This window comes from Georgenia sp. Z1491, from assembly GCF_057652395.1.
This window is the reverse complement of the sequence record NZ_CM172729.1, coordinates 2,483,751-2,500,271: the sequence shown is the minus strand read 5'-3', so window position 1 is coordinate 2,500,271 and position 16,521 is coordinate 2,483,751. Positions and strand designations below refer to the sequence as shown.

14 protein-coding genes are annotated in these 16,521 nt (G+C 74.3%); 11 read left to right on the top strand and 3 right to left on the bottom strand.

From position 1 onward, the window contains the following. Window positions 1-138 precede the first annotated feature (138 nt). A complete protein-coding gene (locus AC24HA_RS11505) occupies window positions 139-1,548 on the top strand; it encodes a hypothetical protein (RefSeq protein ID WP_425709695.1) in 1,410 nt (469 codons plus the stop codon). Between the two features lie 274 nt (window positions 1,549-1,822). Then, on the top strand, window positions 1,823-3,343 hold the full coding sequence (locus AC24HA_RS11500) for a hypothetical protein (RefSeq protein WP_425709694.1): 1,521 nt from the start codon (window positions 1,823-1,825) through the stop codon (window positions 3,341-3,343). 161 nt (window positions 3,344-3,504) lie between these two features. On the opposite strand, the gene ypfJ is transcribed toward AC24HA_RS11500, so the two are convergent. Next, window positions 3,505-4,401 (bottom strand): KPN_02809 family neutral zinc metallopeptidase, encoded by an 897-nt coding sequence (ypfJ, locus tag AC24HA_RS11495; RefSeq protein WP_425709693.1) that lies wholly within the window; start codon window positions 4,399-4,401, stop codon window positions 3,505-3,507. Between the two features lie 220 nt (window positions 4,402-4,621). On the opposite strand from ypfJ, the gene AC24HA_RS11490 reads away from it, so the two are divergent. The 9 genes from AC24HA_RS11490 to AC24HA_RS11450 all read left to right on the top strand — a co-directional run bounded on the left by AC24HA_RS11490 (window position 4,622) and on the right by AC24HA_RS11450 (window position 14,999). After that, window positions 4,622-5,077, top strand: coding sequence for an ArsR/SmtB family transcription factor (locus tag AC24HA_RS11490; RefSeq protein ID WP_425709692.1), 456 nt, complete (start codon window positions 4,622-4,624; stop codon window positions 5,075-5,077). Further along, entirely contained in the window at window positions 5,074-6,063 is a 990-nt protein-coding gene (locus tag AC24HA_RS11485) for a cation diffusion facilitator family transporter (protein ID WP_425709691.1), read from the top strand. The genes AC24HA_RS11490 and AC24HA_RS11485 overlap by 4 nt, the downstream gene beginning before the upstream one ends. Window positions 6,064-6,223: 160 nt before the next feature. After that, window positions 6,224-7,840 (top strand): ABC-F family ATP-binding cassette domain-containing protein, encoded by a 1,617-nt coding sequence (locus tag AC24HA_RS11480; protein WP_425709690.1) that lies wholly within the window; start codon window positions 6,224-6,226, stop codon window positions 7,838-7,840. 187 nt (window positions 7,841-8,027) lie between these two features. Beyond that, window positions 8,028-8,960 carry a formate/nitrite transporter family protein gene (locus tag AC24HA_RS11475; RefSeq protein ID WP_425709689.1) on the top strand — a complete coding sequence of 311 codons (933 nt, stop codon included), beginning with the start codon at window positions 8,028-8,030 and terminating at the stop codon, window positions 8,958-8,960. Window position 8,961: 1 nt separating this feature from the next. Then, window positions 8,962-11,520 carry a nitrite reductase large subunit NirB gene (gene nirB, locus AC24HA_RS11470; RefSeq protein ID WP_425709688.1) on the top strand — a complete coding sequence of 853 codons (2,559 nt, stop codon included), beginning with the start codon at window positions 8,962-8,964 and terminating at the stop codon, window positions 11,518-11,520. 5 nt (window positions 11,521-11,525) lie between these two features. Beyond that, entirely contained in the window at window positions 11,526-11,876 is a 351-nt protein-coding gene (gene nirD / locus AC24HA_RS11465) for a nitrite reductase small subunit NirD (RefSeq protein ID WP_425709687.1), read from the top strand. Continuing rightward, window positions 11,873-13,108 (top strand): uroporphyrinogen-III C-methyltransferase, encoded by a 1,236-nt coding sequence (gene cobA / locus AC24HA_RS11460; protein ID WP_425709686.1) that lies wholly within the window; start codon window positions 11,873-11,875, stop codon window positions 13,106-13,108. The genes nirD and cobA overlap by 4 nt, the downstream gene beginning before the upstream one ends. Continuing rightward, entirely contained in the window at window positions 13,105-14,220 is a 1,116-nt protein-coding gene (locus AC24HA_RS11455; RefSeq protein WP_425709685.1) for a uroporphyrinogen-III synthase, read from the top strand. The genes cobA and AC24HA_RS11455 overlap by 4 nt, the downstream gene beginning before the upstream one ends. After that, the gene (locus AC24HA_RS11450) at window positions 14,217-14,999 is read left to right on the top strand and encodes a sirohydrochlorin chelatase (protein ID WP_425709684.1); all 783 of its coding nucleotides are present in this window, start codon (window positions 14,217-14,219) and stop codon (window positions 14,997-14,999) included. Before AC24HA_RS11455 ends, AC24HA_RS11450 begins: the two co-directional genes overlap by 4 nt. 50 nt (window positions 15,000-15,049) lie before the next feature. Here the strand turns inward: AC24HA_RS11450 and AC24HA_RS11445 are convergent, their stop codons facing one another. Both AC24HA_RS11445 and AC24HA_RS11440 read right to left on the bottom strand, forming a co-directional pair. Continuing rightward, the gene (locus tag AC24HA_RS11445; RefSeq protein WP_425709683.1) at window positions 15,050-15,973 is read right to left on the bottom strand and encodes an SURF1 family protein; all 924 of its coding nucleotides are present in this window, start codon (window positions 15,971-15,973) and stop codon (window positions 15,050-15,052) included. Next, window positions 15,970-16,386, bottom strand: coding sequence for a DUF3099 domain-containing protein (locus AC24HA_RS11440; protein WP_425709682.1), 417 nt, complete (start codon window positions 16,384-16,386; stop codon window positions 15,970-15,972). Before AC24HA_RS11440 ends, AC24HA_RS11445 begins: the two co-directional genes overlap by 4 nt. Window positions 16,387-16,521: the final 135 nt, after the last annotated feature.

Here is a 16,521-nt window from a genome sequence, read left to right as displayed (position 1 = left end):
TGCACGTACGACCGGAGGCGTCCACCGGCGACGCGGCGCCGCCGTCGGGTCCTGGTCCCCGGCTCCCGTGTGCACCGCGGCGCCCGGACGGGCGACACTGGGCACACCACGGCCCGACATTCACCGATGAGGAGTGACGTGCGCAGGACGACCACGACCACCGTGCGGGGCACGACCTCCTCCAGGGGCACGACATCCTCGACGGGTACGACCACCGTGACGGGTCCCGCCGGGCGTCGCGCGCGACGCGCGCGGGCCGCGGCGGCCCTCGCTCTCGTCCTGGTCCCCGCCCTCGTGCTCGGCGCCTGCGGGCCGGGGGACGAGGACTCGGCGGCGGACTCGGGCGTCGAGCCCGAGCGCGAGTCGGTGGCCCCGCCCGAGGCCGATGCCGAGGGCGGGAACACCGCGGCGCCCGGCGAGAGCGGCACCGCGGACGCGAACATCGACACGCCGACGGACGGCGCGCCCGCCGGGGCGGGGGCGGCTCTCACCGTCACCGCCGCGGACGGCCATGAGCTCACCGCGGGCTGGACGGCCGACGTGCCCGAGGGCGGCGAGCTGCCCGAGGCCGCCTGGGAGCTGCCGGCCGAGACCGAGGCCGGGGCCCGCCGCACGGACGTGGCGCCCGCCCCCGACGGCAGCGTCGTCGCCTGGCACGTCACGGGCACCGAGGAGGACCTCGACCACACGCTCGTCCGCGAGCAGCAGGGCGGCGAGGCCGAGGAGATCGCCTACGTCCTTCAGGACGACACGGACATCGGCACGGCGAGCGCGCGCAGCACCGACGTCGACGCCGAGACCGGGGGGATCGCCTGGCTCGCCTTCGCCGACGACGGCTGGCGGGTCATGCGCCTCGACGAGGGGGCGGGCACCGCCGTCGAGCTCGTCTCCTCCGCCGACGGCACGGTCGCGGAGCCGACGGACCTGCGTGCCACGCCCGACGGCGTCGTCGTCATGGGCGGCGAGGGGGCCGTGCACCACGTGCCCGAGGGCGGCGAGCCCGTCGAGCTGCCCGTCGACGGACGCCCAGGTTCGTGGGACGTCGACGGCTCCACCCTCGTCGCGGCCGTGCCGGTCGACGCGGGCCTGGAGGTCGTCACCGTCGACCTCGGCTCGCCCTCGCCCGAGGTCCTCGCGACCGTGGGCACCGACGCCGCCGACCCGTCGGGCCTGCTGCGCGCCGCCGACGGCTACGTGAGCGTCGCGGTCTCGGACGGTGCGTCGCCGGAGACGCTGGGCACCGTCGTGCTCTCGATCGCCGAGGCCGCGTGGACCGGGTCGGTCGGGCCGACCGGGGCGTCGGTGAGTGCGGTCGTCGCCGACGGCCGCCTGTGGGGGACGCTGGCGACCGTCGACGACGCCGGGGACGGGCAGCCGGGCCCGCCGAGCGGCGGGGGCCTGTTCTCGGTGGATCTCGCGTCCGGCGAGGTCCTGGGCGGCGGGTCCGGCACCGCGTACACGGGCATCCGCGCCTCGGGCCCGACGCTGCTCGCCGACGTCGGCGCCGGCGAGCCCGGTGACGACCGGCTGGCCTGGACCGGGTCCTGAGTCGACGCGGGCACGGGGTGAGGTCCCCCCGCCCGCACGAGCGGTCGTCGCGAGCAGGGGGAGCACCCGGCGAAAGCCGCACGGCGCTGCGGCATATCGATGTATGGGCTGGTCCTGGACCAGCGGCAGGGGAGTTGTCCCGCCCCCAGAACTATCCCGACGTGACCCTGCACACCCCCTCAGCCGGTTCCTAGCGTCGTGGACGTGGCCATCACCGAGGTGGCCGAGCACCGGCGTGGCCGATCGGCGACGCGATCGACGCAAGGGGGACACCATGAGCCGCGCGATCCGATCGACCGACCGCCGCCCGACCCTCCACCGACTCGTCGCACTGCCGTTCGGCGCCGCGGTCGTCCTCGGCCTCGGCGCCTGCGCCGGCCAGGACGTCCCGGCGGACGGGCCGCCCGTCGCCGGGGAGGACGACGGCGCCGCACCCGCGCCCGACGCCCAGGACACTCCGGGAACTGGCTCCCAGGCGCCCGCGCCGGACGGTGACACCGACCCGGGTGACGGCTCCGGACAGACCGCGCCGCCCGCCGAGAGCGACTCCACCTCGCCCGACGACGGCTCCGCCGCTCCGGACGACGGCGTGAGCGGCGCCGGCCCTGCGGTCGGCATCACCTTCACCAACGGTGCGGGTGCCGAGGTCGGTGTCACTGGGAGCCAGACGGCCGACCAGTCGCTTCCCGCCCTCCAGCCCGAGCAGCACTTCGCGGCGGTCACCGGGGGCCCGGACTCCCCGGTCACCGGGATCGCCCCCACGGCCGACCCGTTCGGCACCTACGAGTGGCAGCTCCCGCCCGAGGGCGAGAGCAGCGACGCGGCGCTCGTCCAGCGCACCTTCGACCCGGAGGCGGGTGAGGTGAGCGAGGCGGAGATCGCGACCGGCTCCGGTGGCGAGTACGCGCAGGTGGACCTGCCGGCGGGCTCCGGCACCGAGCAGTACCCGTCCGGGCCGATGCACGTCGGCGATGACGGTGTGCTGACGTTCGCCCTGGGGCCGCGCTCCGACATCGATGGGGTGCGGGCCGAGGAGGGCTGGAGCTACGTCGAGCACGACCCGAGCACCGGCGAGACCCGCACGCTCGTGGACTCGACCGAACTGTCGGTCGACGACACCTATCTGCCCGACACCGAGAACGTGGCTGCCCACGACGGCCAGGTCGCCTTCCTCACCTACCCGATGAGCGAGGTCGGCCACCTGGACCTGTGGATCGCCGACCCGGATGTGTTCGTCGAGCCGCTCAACCTGGGGCCGGCCATGGAGGTGGACTCGAGCCCCTCGCACACGGCGTGGACCACGAGGAACGATGACGGCAACATCAGCATCATGGCGGTCGGTGATCGGCCGGACGCCGAGGACCCGCAGGAGCTCCTCGAGGTCGATCTGCCCGGCGGGTCGGTGACGGACATCGCCGTGTCCGACCACCCGGTCGCGCCCGACACGGTCCAGATCGTCTTCTCCGTCACGAGCGCGGGTGAGCACCTCGTGTACGTCTACGACGAGGCGTCCGACACGCTCCGTGAGGTCGTCACCGAGGACGCCGCCGACGTGGACGTCGAGTCGGGCGCCGTCGTGATCGGTGTCGGCCGGCCGGAGGAGGGGCCTCAGGCGACCTACCTCTACGACACGTTCGCCGGCGACATCGAGACCCTCTCCTCGACGACGGGCAGCACCGTCGATATTGCCGGGAGCACCGTCGTCTCCACCGGGCCGGGCACCGGCGACGACCCGGCGGGCTCGACGCGCATGGACGTCACGGACATCGTCGGCGCGCTGGAGCCGATCCAGTAGCACCGCTCAGCCGCAGCGCACGCACGAGGGGCACCCGCGAGCCGGGTGTCCCTCGTCGTCGTGCGGGTGCGGACGGGCCCGGCGCGAACGGGCCCGGCGCGAACGGGCCGAGGTTCCGTCACGCGCGATCCCGCGGGCCCGGACCGGGCCTGCGTGCCGGCTCAGAGCTGGTCGACGGCGAACGTGTCGCAGGCCTGCATGGTGCCGTCCTCGTAGCCGACCGTGAACCAGTGCATGCGCTGCTCCGACGAGCCGTGCGACCACGTCTCCGGGTTCACCTCCTGGCCGGCGCCGGCCTGGATGCGGTCGTCACCGACAGCCGAGGCGGCGTCGAGGGCGTCCTGGATCTCCTCCCGTGTCGGCTCGACGAGCATGGGCTCGCCGGTCTCCTCCTGCGGGACGCGGGAGGCGTGGTTGACCCACATGCCCGCGTAGCAGTCGGCCTGCAGCTCGAGGCGCACGCCGTCGGACTGCGGGCCGGTGTCCGTGCGGTTCGCCGTCGCCATCACGCCGGTCTCGTTCTGCACGTGGTGGCCGTACTCGTGGGCGAGGATGTACATCTGCGCGAGCGGCGCGTTCTCCGCACCGAGCTGCGTCTCGAGCTGGTCGAAGAACCCGGTGTCGATGTACGCGCTCTCGTCGGGCGGGCAGTAGAACGGCCCGACGGCGGACGTCGCGCCCCCGCAGCCCGTGTCCACGCTCTGCTCGAACAGCACGAACTCGGGGCGACGGTGGTCGATGTCGGCCTGTTCCGGGAGGGTGACCTCCCAGACGTCGTGCAGGGAGCCCCAGGTGAGGACCATCCGGCAGTCGACGTCGGTGTTCGCGTCCGCGCCCGTGCACTCGCCGAGCGTCTCCTCCTCGGCCGGGGCCGCGCCGCCGTCACCCCCGCCGCCGCCGATGACGCCGCCGAGGTCCTGGCCGGTGAGGAGGTAGACGACCAGCGCGACGATCGCCAGCCCGCCGCCACCGGCCGCCACGGTGCCGCCGCGGCCACGACCGCGCCGCCGGACGCCCTCGCCACCACCGCTGCCGCTCGCCGAGTCCCGGAACGTCATCGCGGGCTCCTTCCCGTCGTCGCACCTACCACCGGGCGGGACCTCCCCGTCCGGGCCGAGCGAACCTCCGAACAGTAGCGGGGGGCGGCCCGACCGGCGCGCCGTCGGTGTCCGACACGGCCGGTGGGATCGCACGGCCGGCGACCTCAACCAGCACGTCGGTCCGACGGCAGCGAGCCCGGGCATGGCTTTCATCGCCCCTCAGCGGTATCATCGCCATATGACGATGAATGGTGCGGGGGTCGGCGCGCACGCCGCCCTCTTCCACGCCCTGGCCGAGCCCGCGCGGCTCGCCCTCCTCACGCACCTGCGCAGCGGGGAGCATCGCGTGCGGGACCTCGTCGAGCACATGCACCTCGCGCAGTCCACCGTGAGCAAGCACCTCGCGTGCCTGCGCGACTGCGGCCTCGTCACGGTGCGGGCCGAGGGGCGCGCGTCGTGGTTCTCGATCAGCGACCCGGGCTCGCTGGAGGATCTGCTCGCGAGCGCCGAGCGCCTGCTCTCCGCCTCGGGCGCGGCGCGCACGCTGGCGGACCACACCCACGACGACGACGCGAACCACGCGACGACCGACGACGGGACCCCCGACGGGAGCCCGGACGACAGGAGCCCGGGTGACACCGCGCCCGACCGCGAGGCGTCCGGGGCGGAGGTCGGGTCGGGGGTGGCGTCGTGAGCCGGGCCCGGGGGGACGGCGTGCGCGCGCCCGGCGAGCGCGACCGCGACCAGGGCCACGACCACGGCATCGCCTCGGCCGCCGCGGCCGCCGACCCGGCCCTGCGGCGCCGCCTCGTCGTCGCGCTCGTGCTCACGGCCGGCATCGTGGTCGTCCAGCTCGTCGGCAGCGTGGTCACGGGCAGCCTCGCGCTGCTCACGGACACCGCCCACGCGGTGGCGGACAGCGTCGGGCTCGCGGTGGCCGTCGTCGCGGCAACGCTGATGGCGCGGCCGACGACGAAGATGCGGACCTGGGGGTTCGCCCGCGTGGAGGTCGTCGCGGCCCTCGGGCAGGCGGTCCTCCTGCTCGCCGTGGGCGTCTACGCGGCCATCGAGGCCGTGCGCCGCCTGCTCGAGCCCACCGAGGTGGCGGCCACCGAGCTGGTGGTGTTCGGCGTCGTCGGGCTCGCGGCGAACCTGGCCGCGCTCGCGGTGCTGATGGGTGGGCGCGCCGCCAACCACAACATGCGGGCCGCGTTCCTCGAGGTGCTCAACGACGCGCTGGGCTCGGTGGCCGTCATCGTGGCCGCGGTCGTCGTGCGCACCACCGGGTTCGACCGGGCCGACGCGATCGCCGGGCTGTTCATCGTCGCCCTCATCGTGCCGCGGGCGTTCCGGATCGTGCGGGACACCGGCCGGGTGCTGCTGGAGTACACGCCGCGGGGCGTCGACCTCGACGACGTGCGCACCCACCTGGTCGCCCTGGAGCACGTGCGCGAGGTCCACGACCTGCACGCCTCCGAGATCGGCACGGGCATGCCGGTGATCTCGGCGCACGTCGTCGTCGACGACCACTGCTTCGTCTCCGGCCACGCGCCCGAGATCCTGCAGAGCATCCGGGAGTGCGTGCGCGAGCACTTCCCGGTGTCCTTCGACCACGCGACGATCCAGCTCGAGACGGCCGCTGCGCGCGAGCGCTCGTGCTCCGGGATGCAGCACGCCTGACCCCTGACGTCACCGAGGGGGCGGGTCGGGGGTGCCGCACGGAACAGGGACCGACCGATATCCGGTGGAGCCCGCCGTTACGATGGTCTGCGGCCATGCGTCCGGCACGTCGCGCTCGATCAGGACCTCCGCCGGCACGCCCGCACCACGAAAGGCCCCCATGATCACCGCCCGAGACGTCTCGGTGTCCATCGGCGCCCGCGAGCTCCTCCACTCGGCGACCTTCCGCATCGACACCGGCATGAAGATCGGCCTCGTCGGCCGCAACGGCGCCGGCAAGACCACGCTGACGAAGATCCTGGCCGACGCCGGGGCCACGAGCGAGACCATCGTCCACACCGGCGACATCACCCGCGGGGGAACCGTCGGCTACCTGCCGCAGGACCCCCGCACCGGCGACCTCGACGTCCTCGCGCGGGACCGCGTGCTCTCCGCCCGCGGCATCGACACCCTGCTCGGCCGCCTCCGCAAGGCCGAGCGCGAGATGGGCGACCTCGACAACCCCGACCGGGCCGCGAAGGCCACCGAGCGGTACGTCCGGCTCGACGCCGAGTTCGAGGCCCTCGGGGGCTGGGCCGCGGAGTCCGAGGCCGCCGCCATGACGTCGGCGCTCGCTCTGCCCACCCGCATCCTCGACCAGCCCCTGCACACCCTGTCCGGCGGGCAGCGGCGCCGCGTCGAGCTCGCCCGCATCCTCTTCTCCGGCGCGGACACGCTCCTGCTCGACGAGCCGACCAACCATCTCGACCACGACTCGATCGTCTGGCTGCGCGAGCACCTCAAGAGCTACCAGGGCGGGTTCGTCGTCATCTCCCACGACGTCGAGCTGCTGCGCGACACGGTCAACACCGTGTGGCACCTCGACGCGAACCGCGGCGAGCTCGACATCTACAACCTCGGCTGGGACGCCTACCTCAGGCAGCGGGAGGTCGACGAGAAGCGTCGTCGCCGCGAGCGTGCCAACGCCGAGAAGAAGGCGTCCACCCTGCTGGCCCAGGCCGACAAGATGCGCGCCAAGGCCACCAAGGCCGTCGCCGCGCAGAACATGATCCGCCGCGCCGAGCGACTCACCTCCGGCCTCGAGGCCACCCGGGCGAAGGACCGGGTCGCCGCCCTGCGGTTCCCGGACCCCGCGCCGTGCGGGCGGACCCCGCTCACGGCGAAGGACCTGTCGAAGTCCTACGGGTCGCTCGAGGTGTTCGCGGGCGTCGACCTGGCGATCGACCGCGGCTCCAAGGTCGTCATCCTCGGCCTCAACGGCGCCGGCAAGACGACGCTGCTGCGCATCCTCGGCGGCGTCGAGCAGCCGGACACGGGCCAGGTGGTGCCCGGGCACGGCCTGAAGATCGGCTACTACGCGCAGGAGCACGAGACCCTCGACACGGACCGGACCGTGGTGGAGAACCTGCGCAGCTCCGCGCCCGACCTCACCGACACCCAGGTCCGCTCGGTGCTCGGCTCGTTCCTGTTCTCCGGGTCCGACGCCGACAAGCCGGCCGGCGTCCTGTCCGGCGGGGAGAAGACCCGGCTCGCGCTCGCGGTCCTCGTCGTCTCCTCGGCGAACGTCCTCCTGCTCGACGAGCCCACGAACAACCTCGACCCCGCCTCCCGGGAGGAGATCCTCGGCGCGCTGTCGACGTTCACGGGCGCCGTCGTCCTCGTCACCCACGACGAGGGCGCCGTGGAGTCCCTCGGCCCGGAGCGGGTGCTGCTCCTGCCCGACGGCGACGAGGACCTGTGGTCGGCCGACTACCTCGAGCTCGTCACGCTCGCGTAGGCGGGCACGGCCCGCGCGCGCCGCAACGGGCGCGGCGCCCGCGCGCCGAGCGGCGGCCTCACCGGACGGCGGTCGGGTCTGAGCGCACTCCGTAACGCGCCGTCGATCGTCCGTGACACGGGCGAAACCTGCCCTCCATAGCCTCCAGACCACCTCGGACCGTCCGGGAGACTGTGGAGGCGTTCGGATGTCGTACGTAAGACCTGCTGAACTGATCGTCTCGCTGGCGGACGCCGGCGAGTCGAAGATCAGGATGAGGACGTCCGACACGGTCGTCAAAGCCGTGATGGGCGGCGCGTTCCTCAGCCTGGGTGCCGCGTTCGCCGTCACCGTCACGGTGATGACCGGCAGCTCGTTGCTCGGTGCCCTGCTGTTCCCGATCGGATTCGTCCTGCTCTACCTGCTGGGCTACGACCTGCTGACCGGGGTGCTCGTGCTCGGCCCGATCGCCTGGCTGGACCGGACACGCGGCATCACCGCCCGCGCCGTGCTGCGCAACTGGGGACTGGTCTTCGTCGGCAACCTCATCGGCGCGCTCATGGTCGCGGTCCTCATGGGCATCGTCGTCACGTACGGCTTCGCCGTGCCGCCGAACGAGGTCGGTGAGGCGATCGGCGACATCGGCCACGGGCGGACCGTCGGCTACTCCGAGCACGGCGGCGCCGGCATGCTCACGCTCTTCGTCCGCGCGATGATGTGCAACTGGATGGTCTCCACCGGCGTCATCGGCGCGATGATGGCGAAGGACCTGCTCGGCAAGGTCGTCGCGATGTGGCTGCCGATCGCGCTGTTCTTCTTCATGGGCTTCGAGCATTCCATCGTCAACATGTTCCTCTTCCCCTCGGGGCTCCTGCTCGGCGGCGACTTCACGCTCAGCGACTACCTCGTCTGGAACGAGATCCCCACCCTGCTCGGGAACCTCGTCGGGGGACTGCTGTTCTCCGTCGCCCCCCTGGTCCTGCTCTACGGGCGGGCGCCGACGAACCATGCCACCGAGCCGACGGACGGGCTGGACGTCCTGCCCGCACCCGCGCCCGCCGCTTCCCGGGCACCCATGAGCACGACCGCCGTGGCGCCCGAGCGGACCCGCTCGCCGGTGCTCGTCACCGAGGAGGTCTGATATGCCCCGCCACGTCGTCGTCATCGGCGGTGGAATGGTCGCCCACCGCTTCGTCGAGGCCCTGCGCTCCCGCGACGAGGCCGGTCGGTGGGCGGTGAGCGTCTTCGCCGAGGAGCCGAGACGACCGTACGACCGCGTCCAGCTGACGAGCTACTTCTCCGGCCGCGACCCCAGGGACCTGGAGCTCGGCGACGACCACCTGTGGGAGGACGAGCGCGTCACCCTCAGGCGCGACTGCGCGGTCGTCGAGATCGACCGGGAACGGCGAACGGTCACGGACCGGCTCGGCCGCGTGCACCCCTACGACGAGCTCGTCCTCGCCACCGGAGCCGCGGCGGCCGTCCCCCCGATCCCCGGGGCCGACCTGCCGGGCGTGTTCGTGTACCGCGGGCTCGACGACGTGGCGGCGCTTCGGGGGTGGACGGAGGCCGCGCGGGACGGGGCCCCGGTCGCCCGGGGCTGGCAACGCCCCGTGCGCGGGGCCGTCATCGGGGGCGGGCTGCTCGGGCTCGAGGCCGCCGGGGCGCTCACCGCCCTCGGCGCCCAGGCGACGGTCCTGCAGAGTGGCACTCATCTCATGAACGCGCAGATCGACCTCGGCGGCGGCGAGGCGCTGAAGCGGATCCTGCAGGGCATGGGAATAGCCGTGCGGGTCGACGCGAGAACGACACGCCTGCGCGAATCGCGCCGCACGGGCGCGGTCGGCCACGTCGAGCTCGCCGATGGCCGGCTCGACGCCGATGTCGTCGTGTTCGCCACCGGGAACCGGCCCCGGGACGGGCTCGCCCGCGCGGCGGGCCTCGACGTCGGCACGCGGGGCGGCGTCGTCGTCGACGAGACGTGCCGGACGACGGACCCGCACGTCTGGGCCGTCGGCGACGTGGCGAACGTCGACGACGGCGGCTGCGTGGGTCTGGTGGCGCCGGGATACGCGATGGCCGAGGTCGTCGTGGATCGGCTCCTGGGCGGTCGGGCGACCTATCCCGGCGCGGACACGGCCACCAAGCTCAAGCTCCAGGGCGTCGACGTGGCGAGCTTCGGGGACGCGTTCGCGACCACCGAGCGCGCGATGGAGGTCGTGCACGCGAACCCGGTCGCCGGCACCTACGCCAAGCTCGTCGTCTCGGACGACGCCCGCACCCTGCTCGGCGGCGTGTTCGTCGGGGACGCCGGCCCCTACGCCACGCTGCGGCCGCTGCTCGGCACGGAGCTGCCGGCGGACCCCGGGCAGCTCCTCGCCCCCGAGGGCGGCGGCGCGGTGAGTCTCGACCTGCCCGCCGAGGCGGCGGTGTGCTCCTGCAACAACGTGACGGCCGGCGAGATCCGGTCCGCCGTCACCGAGCACGGGTGCACGGACCTGGCCGGCGTCAAGGAGTGCACCCGGGCCGGCACGAGCTGCGGCTCGTGCCTGCCGCTCGTCAAGAAGATCACGTCGGCGGAGCTCGCCCGCGCGGGCCTCGAGGTCTCCGGCGCCCTGTGCGAGCACTTCGAGATGTCGCGCGTCCAGCTCTACGACGCCGTCCGCGTGGCGGACCTGCACACGTTCTCCGACATCCTTGCCCGCTTCGGCGCCCCCGGGGCACGAGGCTGCGACATCTGCAAGCCCGTCGCCGCCTCCATCCTCGCCTCGCAGGGCAACGGCCACATCCTGTCCGGCGATCAGGCCGGCCTGCAGGACACGAACGACCACGTCCTGGCCAACATGCAGAAGGACGGCACCTACTCGGTCGTTCCCCGCATCCCCGGGGGGGAGGTGACACCGGAGCAGCTCGTCGTGATCGGCGAGGTGGCGATGGACTTCGGGCTGTACACGAAGATCACCGGCGGGCAGCGGATCGACATGTTCGGCGCGCGCATCGAGCAGCTGCCCCACATCTGGCGGCGACTCGTCGACCACGGCATGGAGTCCGGCCACGCGTACGGCAAGTCCCTGCGTACCGTGAAGTCCTGCGTCGGCTCCACATGGTGCCGCTTCGGGGTCCAGGACTCCGTGGGCATGGCGGTCGAGCTCGAGCTGCGCTACCGCGGGCTGCGCTCGCCGCACAAGATCAAGCTCGGGGTCTCGGGATGCGCCCGCGAGTGCGCGGAGGCGCGCGGGAAGGACGTCGGAGTCATCGCCACCGACAAGGGCTGGAACGTCTACGTCGGTGGGAACGGCGGATTCACCCCGCGGCACGCCCAGCTGCTCGCCGAGGACCTCGACGACGCCGCCCTCATCCGCACGATCGACCGATTCCTCATGTACTACATCCGCACGGCCGACCGGCTCCAGCGGACGGCGGCCTGGCTCGAGGAGCACGAGGGCGGGCTGGAGGCGATCCGGGCGGTCGTCCTCGAGGACTCCCTCGGGATCGGGGCCGACCTGGACGCCGCCATGGCACGGCACGTCGAGAACTACGCCGACGAATGGCGGGAGGTCCTCGACGACCCCGAGAAGCTGCGCCGGTTCGGGTCGTTCGTCAACGCGCCGGACGTCGCGGACCCCACGCTCGCGTATGTCACCGAGCGGGGGCAGATCCGGCCCGCGACGGCGAACGACCGGCAGGGGGCGGCGCTGTGATCCGCGTGTGCACCCTGGACGACCTGCTGCCCGAGCGCGGGGCCGCCGCGCTGGTCGACGGGGAGCAGGTCGCGCTGTTCCGGCTGGCGGGGGACACCGTGCTCGCGGTCCAGCAGCGCGACCCCTTCTCCGGTGCGAACGTCATGTCCCGAGGCGTCGTGGGCAACCGCGGCGGCCGCATCACGGTCGCCTCCCCGATGTACAAGCAGGTCTTCGACCTGGAGACCGGCGAGTGCATCGACGATCTCGGCTCCCTGCCGGTCCCGGGCGCCTCGCCCCACCTGATCGCGTGGAGCATCCGGGTCGACGGCGGCGCCGTCCACGTCGGGGAACCCGTCGAACGGAGGGTCACGTGACGTCACTGCTGGGAATCGACCTCAGGGGCCGCGACGTGCTCGTCGTCGGCGGCGGTCGCGTCGCCGCCCGCCGCGCACGAGCGTGGTCGGATGCGGGCGCGCGGGTCCACGTCGTGTCGCCGTGGACGGTCCCGGAGATGCGTGAGCTCCTCGAGGTCTCCGGCCGTTGGACCGACCGGGACGCACGCGAGGAGGACCTCGACGGGGCGTGGCTCGTGCTCGCCGCGACCGACGACAGCGAGGTCAACCGGATGATCGCCCGCTCGGCCGAACGCCGCCGCGTCTGGTGCATCGTCGCCGACGACGCCTCCGCAGGGACGGCGCGAACTCCCGCCCTCGCGCGCAGCGGCGACCTCGTGGTGGGCGTCGTCAGCGACGGGAGCTCGGATCCGCGGAGGGTGGCCGCCGTCAGGGATGTCCTCGCCGACCGGCTCCGGTCCGGAGTCGACCAACGACGACGCCGGTCCGGGCCCGGGAGGGTGACGCTCGTCGGTGGGGGTCCGGGGGCGGTCGACCTCCTGACCGTCCGCGGCCGACGGGCGCTCGCGGAGGCAGACGTCGTCGTCGATCGGCTGGGGCCGGTCGCCGTGATCGACGAGCTGCCCCCGGACGTCGAGGTCATCGACGTCGGGAAGGAGCCCGGCCGGCACGCGGTGCCCCAGGAGGAGATCAACGCGCTGCTCGTCGAGCACGCGCGCGCGGGCCGCAGCGTCGTTCGGCTGAAGGGCGGGGACCCGTTCGTGTTCGGCCGCGGTGGCGAGGAGGTTCGGGCCTGCCGGGCCGCGGGCATCGACGTCGAGGTGGTCCCGGGGCTGTCGAGCGCATGGAGCGGACCGGCGCTGGCGGGGATTCCCCTCACGCACCGTGGCGTGGTCGGGGCCGTCCACGTCGTCGCAGGGCACGACGGCCTGGAGCCATCGACGCTCACGTGCCTGAGGGAGAGGACCGCGACCGTCGTCGTCCTCATGGGGGTTGCGGCACTCGGCCGGATCGCCGGACAGGCCCTCACCGCGGGGGCGGACCCGGGGCTCCCGGTCGCCGTCGTGGAACGCGCCTCGATGGTCGACCAGCGCGTCACCAGGGCGCCCCTTCAGGACATCGCCGCGCGGGCTGCGGCGGCGGGCGTCACCTCGCCCGCCCTCATCGTCCTCGGCGATGCCGTCGCGACACTCGAGGAGTCGCGGGCAGCCGGGCGACCCGAGCTCGTCGCGGAGTCGGAGGCCGCCGGATGAGCCGGCCCGAGCTCGGCCCCGTGCTCGCCGGCTGCACGATCGTCGTGACCGCGGACCGCCGGGCGAACGACCTCGCGGCGGCACTCGGGCGCCGGGGCGCCGACGTGCGCCACGCCGCCGCCCTGTCGATGATCCCCACCTGGGACGACGACGAGCTCCGCGCCGCCACGGAAAGGCTCGTGGCGCGACCGCCGGACGTCGTGGTCGTCACGACCGGCATCGGATTCCGGGCCTGGCTGGAGGCTGCCGACGCGCACGGGCTGGCGGGCCGGCTCACCGCAGTGCTCTCGTCCACGAGGCTGATCGCGCGCGGGCCGAAGGCGCGAGGAGCGATCCAGGCGGCGGGACTGACGCCCGACTGGGTCACCGAGTCGGAGACCTCGGCCGAGATCACGGAGGTCCTCACGCGGGAGGGGGTGGCGGGCCTGAGGATCGCCGTCCAGCTGCACGGCGCCGGGGCCGACGGGCTGGACGCGGCCCTCGCCGCCGCGGGAGCCGAGGTGGTCCTGCTGGCCGTGTACCGGTGGGGCCCCTCGCCCGACCCGCGAGCCCTGGAGGACTCCGCGCACGCCGCGGCGAGCGGCGACGTCGACGCCGTGGTCTTCACCTCCGCGCCGGGGGCCGAGGCCTGGCTCTCCACCGCCGAACGGCTGCCGACCTGGGAGGCGGTCGAGGCCCGGTACGCGAGCGGCGACCTCGTGGCGGCCGCCGTGGGGGAGGTGACCGCCGGTCCGCTGAGGGCCCGCGGCATCACGCCCTTGATCCCCGACCGCGGCCGACTCGGAGCACTGATCCGCGGCCTCGTCGCCCACTTCTCCCCGCCCTCGCCCCGTGCGGCCGCCACGATCGCCGGTCCGCTCGAGGTGCGGTCGGGCGGCGCCGTCCTCTCCGGCGAGCTGGTGCCCCTGACCTCCGGCGGGCGGGAGCTGCTCCGGCTGCTCATCGCCCACGGCGGCCGGACCGTCGACCGGGCCGCACTGCTCGAGGCCCTCCCGGCCGCGACGAGCGCTCATGCGGCGGAGGTCGCGATCGCGCGCCTCCGCGAGGCGCTCGCCGCCCCTGGGCTCATCTCGACCGTCGTCAAACGTGGCTACACCCTGGAGATGGCATGACGTCCACCGTTCTCATCGGGTGTTCGCACGGCACGAGCGACCCGGCCGGCCGTGCGGCGATCCGCGCGATCCTCTCGGGCGTGCGATCCGCGCGCCCCGGCCTCGCGGTTCGCGAGGCGTTCGTCGACGTCCAGCGCCCCGAGGTCTCGGACGTGGTGCGCGACGTCGTCGCGCCCGTCGCGGCCTCCACCCCCGCCATGTCCGTCGGGTCTCCGGCGCGGGGCCGCGTGCCGGCCATGGACGCGGTCGTGGTCCCCCTGCTCCTGTCGGGCGGGTACCACGTGAACGTCGACGTGTCGGAGGCGGTGCGTGCGCGGCCGAACTGGGCCGGTCGCGCTGCCGCCGCGCCCGCGCTCGGCCCGGATCCCCGTCTCGTCGAGATCGCACTCGACCGCATCGCGGAGGCCGGCGCCCGGCCCGGAGACGCGATCGTGGTCGCCGCCGCGGGGTCGAGCCGACCCGAGGCGGCCCGCGACGTCGACGCGCTCGTCCGCGAGGTCGGCAGGAGGCACGCGGGCCCCGTGAGCGTGGGCTACGGGGCGATCGCGACGCCGAGCGTGGCGGGCGCCGTGCGGGACGCCCGGTCGGGTGGCCGCCGGGTGGTCGTGCTCGCCTACCTGCTCGCGCCCGGGTTCTTCTACGACCGCGTCGCGGAGGCCGGGGGTGACGTCGTCACCGCGCCCCTCGGGCCCGATCCTCGCCTCGTCGACATCGTCCTCGACCGGTTCGACCGCGAGGTCGCGGCACGTGTGCCTGACGCCGAGGCCGTCGAGTCGTAGGCGCGCGGTCACACACGGCGCCCGACGGTCCGGCCGGGCCCGCGCCGGAACTATCGCGCGGCGTCGAGGAGCGCGTCCTCCTCCTCGGCGTCGGAGACCTTCCTCCCCGGCCGCGACGAGAGCTCGCCACCGCGCGCGTAGGGCGTCCCCGCGAGCAGCTCCTCGTCGGCCTCGTCCACCTCGCGGCGCGCCAGCAGCGGCACGATGAGGAGCGCGCCGATCGCGAAGATCCACCACTGGAACGCGTAGCTGAGGTGGTTGCGCAGCGAGACGTCCGGCGCGGGGAGCGCGCGGAGCTCCGTGGGCGGCGCCGGGTCGGCGTCGAGCAGCTCGCCGTACCCGGCGAGGACGACGCCGCCCCCCTCCGCGAGCTCCCGGACCGGCGGCGGGGGGTCGGGCAGCGCATCCAGCGAGGTCCGCAGCGCGTCCTCCTCGATCGCGTAGAGCCACCCCGCTGCGGGCTCCCGGTCGCTCGGCCCCTCCGCCGGACGCAGGCGGAGCGTCACCGTCACCTCCCCGTCGGCGGGGCGCGGGAGGTCCGCCGGCGACATCGAGATCTCCGACGGCACCCACCCGCGGTCGACCGGCACGACGACGTCGCGCCCGTCGAGCTCGGTGGCGAGCAGGTCGACGACGTGGACCGCGGGGGTGCCGTCCACGGGCCGGTTGCGCAGCCCGAGCGTCGTGCCGTCGACCCACTCGCCGGTCACGGTGACGTACCGCCACGTGTCGGACCCGTCGACCAGGAGGTCGCCGAGCAGGTCCTCGGCCTCCACGGCGGGCGTGGCCTCGGCCTGCTCGACGGCGTCGCGCCGGTCCACCTTCTCCTCGTGCCGGTCGAGCTGCCAGGTGCCGAGCCACACGCACGCCAGGGCCGCGAGCACGCTCATCGCCATGAGCCCCAGCCAGCGCGGCGTGCGCAGGAACGCCCAGCGGCCGGCGCCCGGGGCGTCGGCCCTCCCGCCTCCGCTCATCGCAGGAACTCCCCGGGACGCACGTGGTAGGTCGGCCGACGTCGGGGCTCGCCGGTCTGCTCCGGGCCGTCGTCCGGAGCGCCCAGGCGCACGAGGCCTTGACCCGCGTGCTCGGCGGGGGTCGGGCCGCCACCCTCCCGGCCGGCGTTGGCGACGAGGACGGCGAGCAGCGGTGCGGTGAGCGCGCAGACGATGCACAGCCACCACCACTGGCGCGGCACGACGGCCATCGAGGCGAGGAACGCGACCCGCAGCCCCATGAGCAGCCAGTAGCGGCGCATCCGCCCGCCGAGGTCGTCGTGCAGGGACGGTGCGGCGGCCGTGATGGAGACGGACTCGGCGCGGCGGCCGCCCCGCAGGCGCTTCGAGACGTGCGTCGCGGGTGCGGCATCGGTGCGCCGGACCCTGGTCATCCCACCAGGCTACGCCGGGCCGGCGGCGGGTGGCCGCGGCGCCGACGGGTGGACGGGACGGGCGGTCCGCCGGACGGGACGGGGCGGTCGGCCGGACGGGGCGGTCGGCCGGACGGGACGGGCGGTCGGCCGGAG

What these genes read in the sequence shown, in the direction of transcription:
- AC24HA_RS11500 (WP_425709694.1), top strand. Translation starts at nt 1,823, where the DNA reads ATGAGCCGCGCGATCCGATCGACCGACCGCCGCCCGACCCTCCACCGA.
- AC24HA_RS11445 (WP_425709683.1), bottom strand. Translation starts at nt 15,973, where the DNA reads ATGAGCGGAGGCGGGAGGGCCGACGCCCCGGGCGCCGGCCGCTGGGCG.
- ypfJ (WP_425709693.1), bottom strand. Translation starts at nt 4,401, where the DNA reads ATGACGTTCCGGGACTCGGCGAGCGGCAGCGGTGGTGGCGAGGGCGTC.
- AC24HA_RS11475 (WP_425709689.1), top strand. Translation starts at nt 8,028, where the DNA reads ATGTCGTACGTAAGACCTGCTGAACTGATCGTCTCGCTGGCGGACGCC.
- AC24HA_RS11450 (WP_425709684.1), top strand. Translation starts at nt 14,217, where the DNA reads ATGACGTCCACCGTTCTCATCGGGTGTTCGCACGGCACGAGCGACCCG.
- AC24HA_RS11455 (WP_425709685.1), top strand. Translation starts at nt 13,105, where the DNA reads ATGAGCCGGCCCGAGCTCGGCCCCGTGCTCGCCGGCTGCACGATCGTC.
- AC24HA_RS11490 (WP_425709692.1), top strand. Translation starts at nt 4,622, where the DNA reads ATGACGATGAATGGTGCGGGGGTCGGCGCGCACGCCGCCCTCTTCCAC.
- AC24HA_RS11440 (WP_425709682.1), bottom strand. Translation starts at nt 16,386, where the DNA reads ATGACCAGGGTCCGGCGCACCGATGCCGCACCCGCGACGCACGTCTCG.
- nirB (WP_425709688.1), top strand. Translation starts at nt 8,962, where the DNA reads ATGCCCCGCCACGTCGTCGTCATCGGCGGTGGAATGGTCGCCCACCGC.
- AC24HA_RS11480 (WP_425709690.1), top strand. Translation starts at nt 6,224, where the DNA reads ATGATCACCGCCCGAGACGTCTCGGTGTCCATCGGCGCCCGCGAGCTC.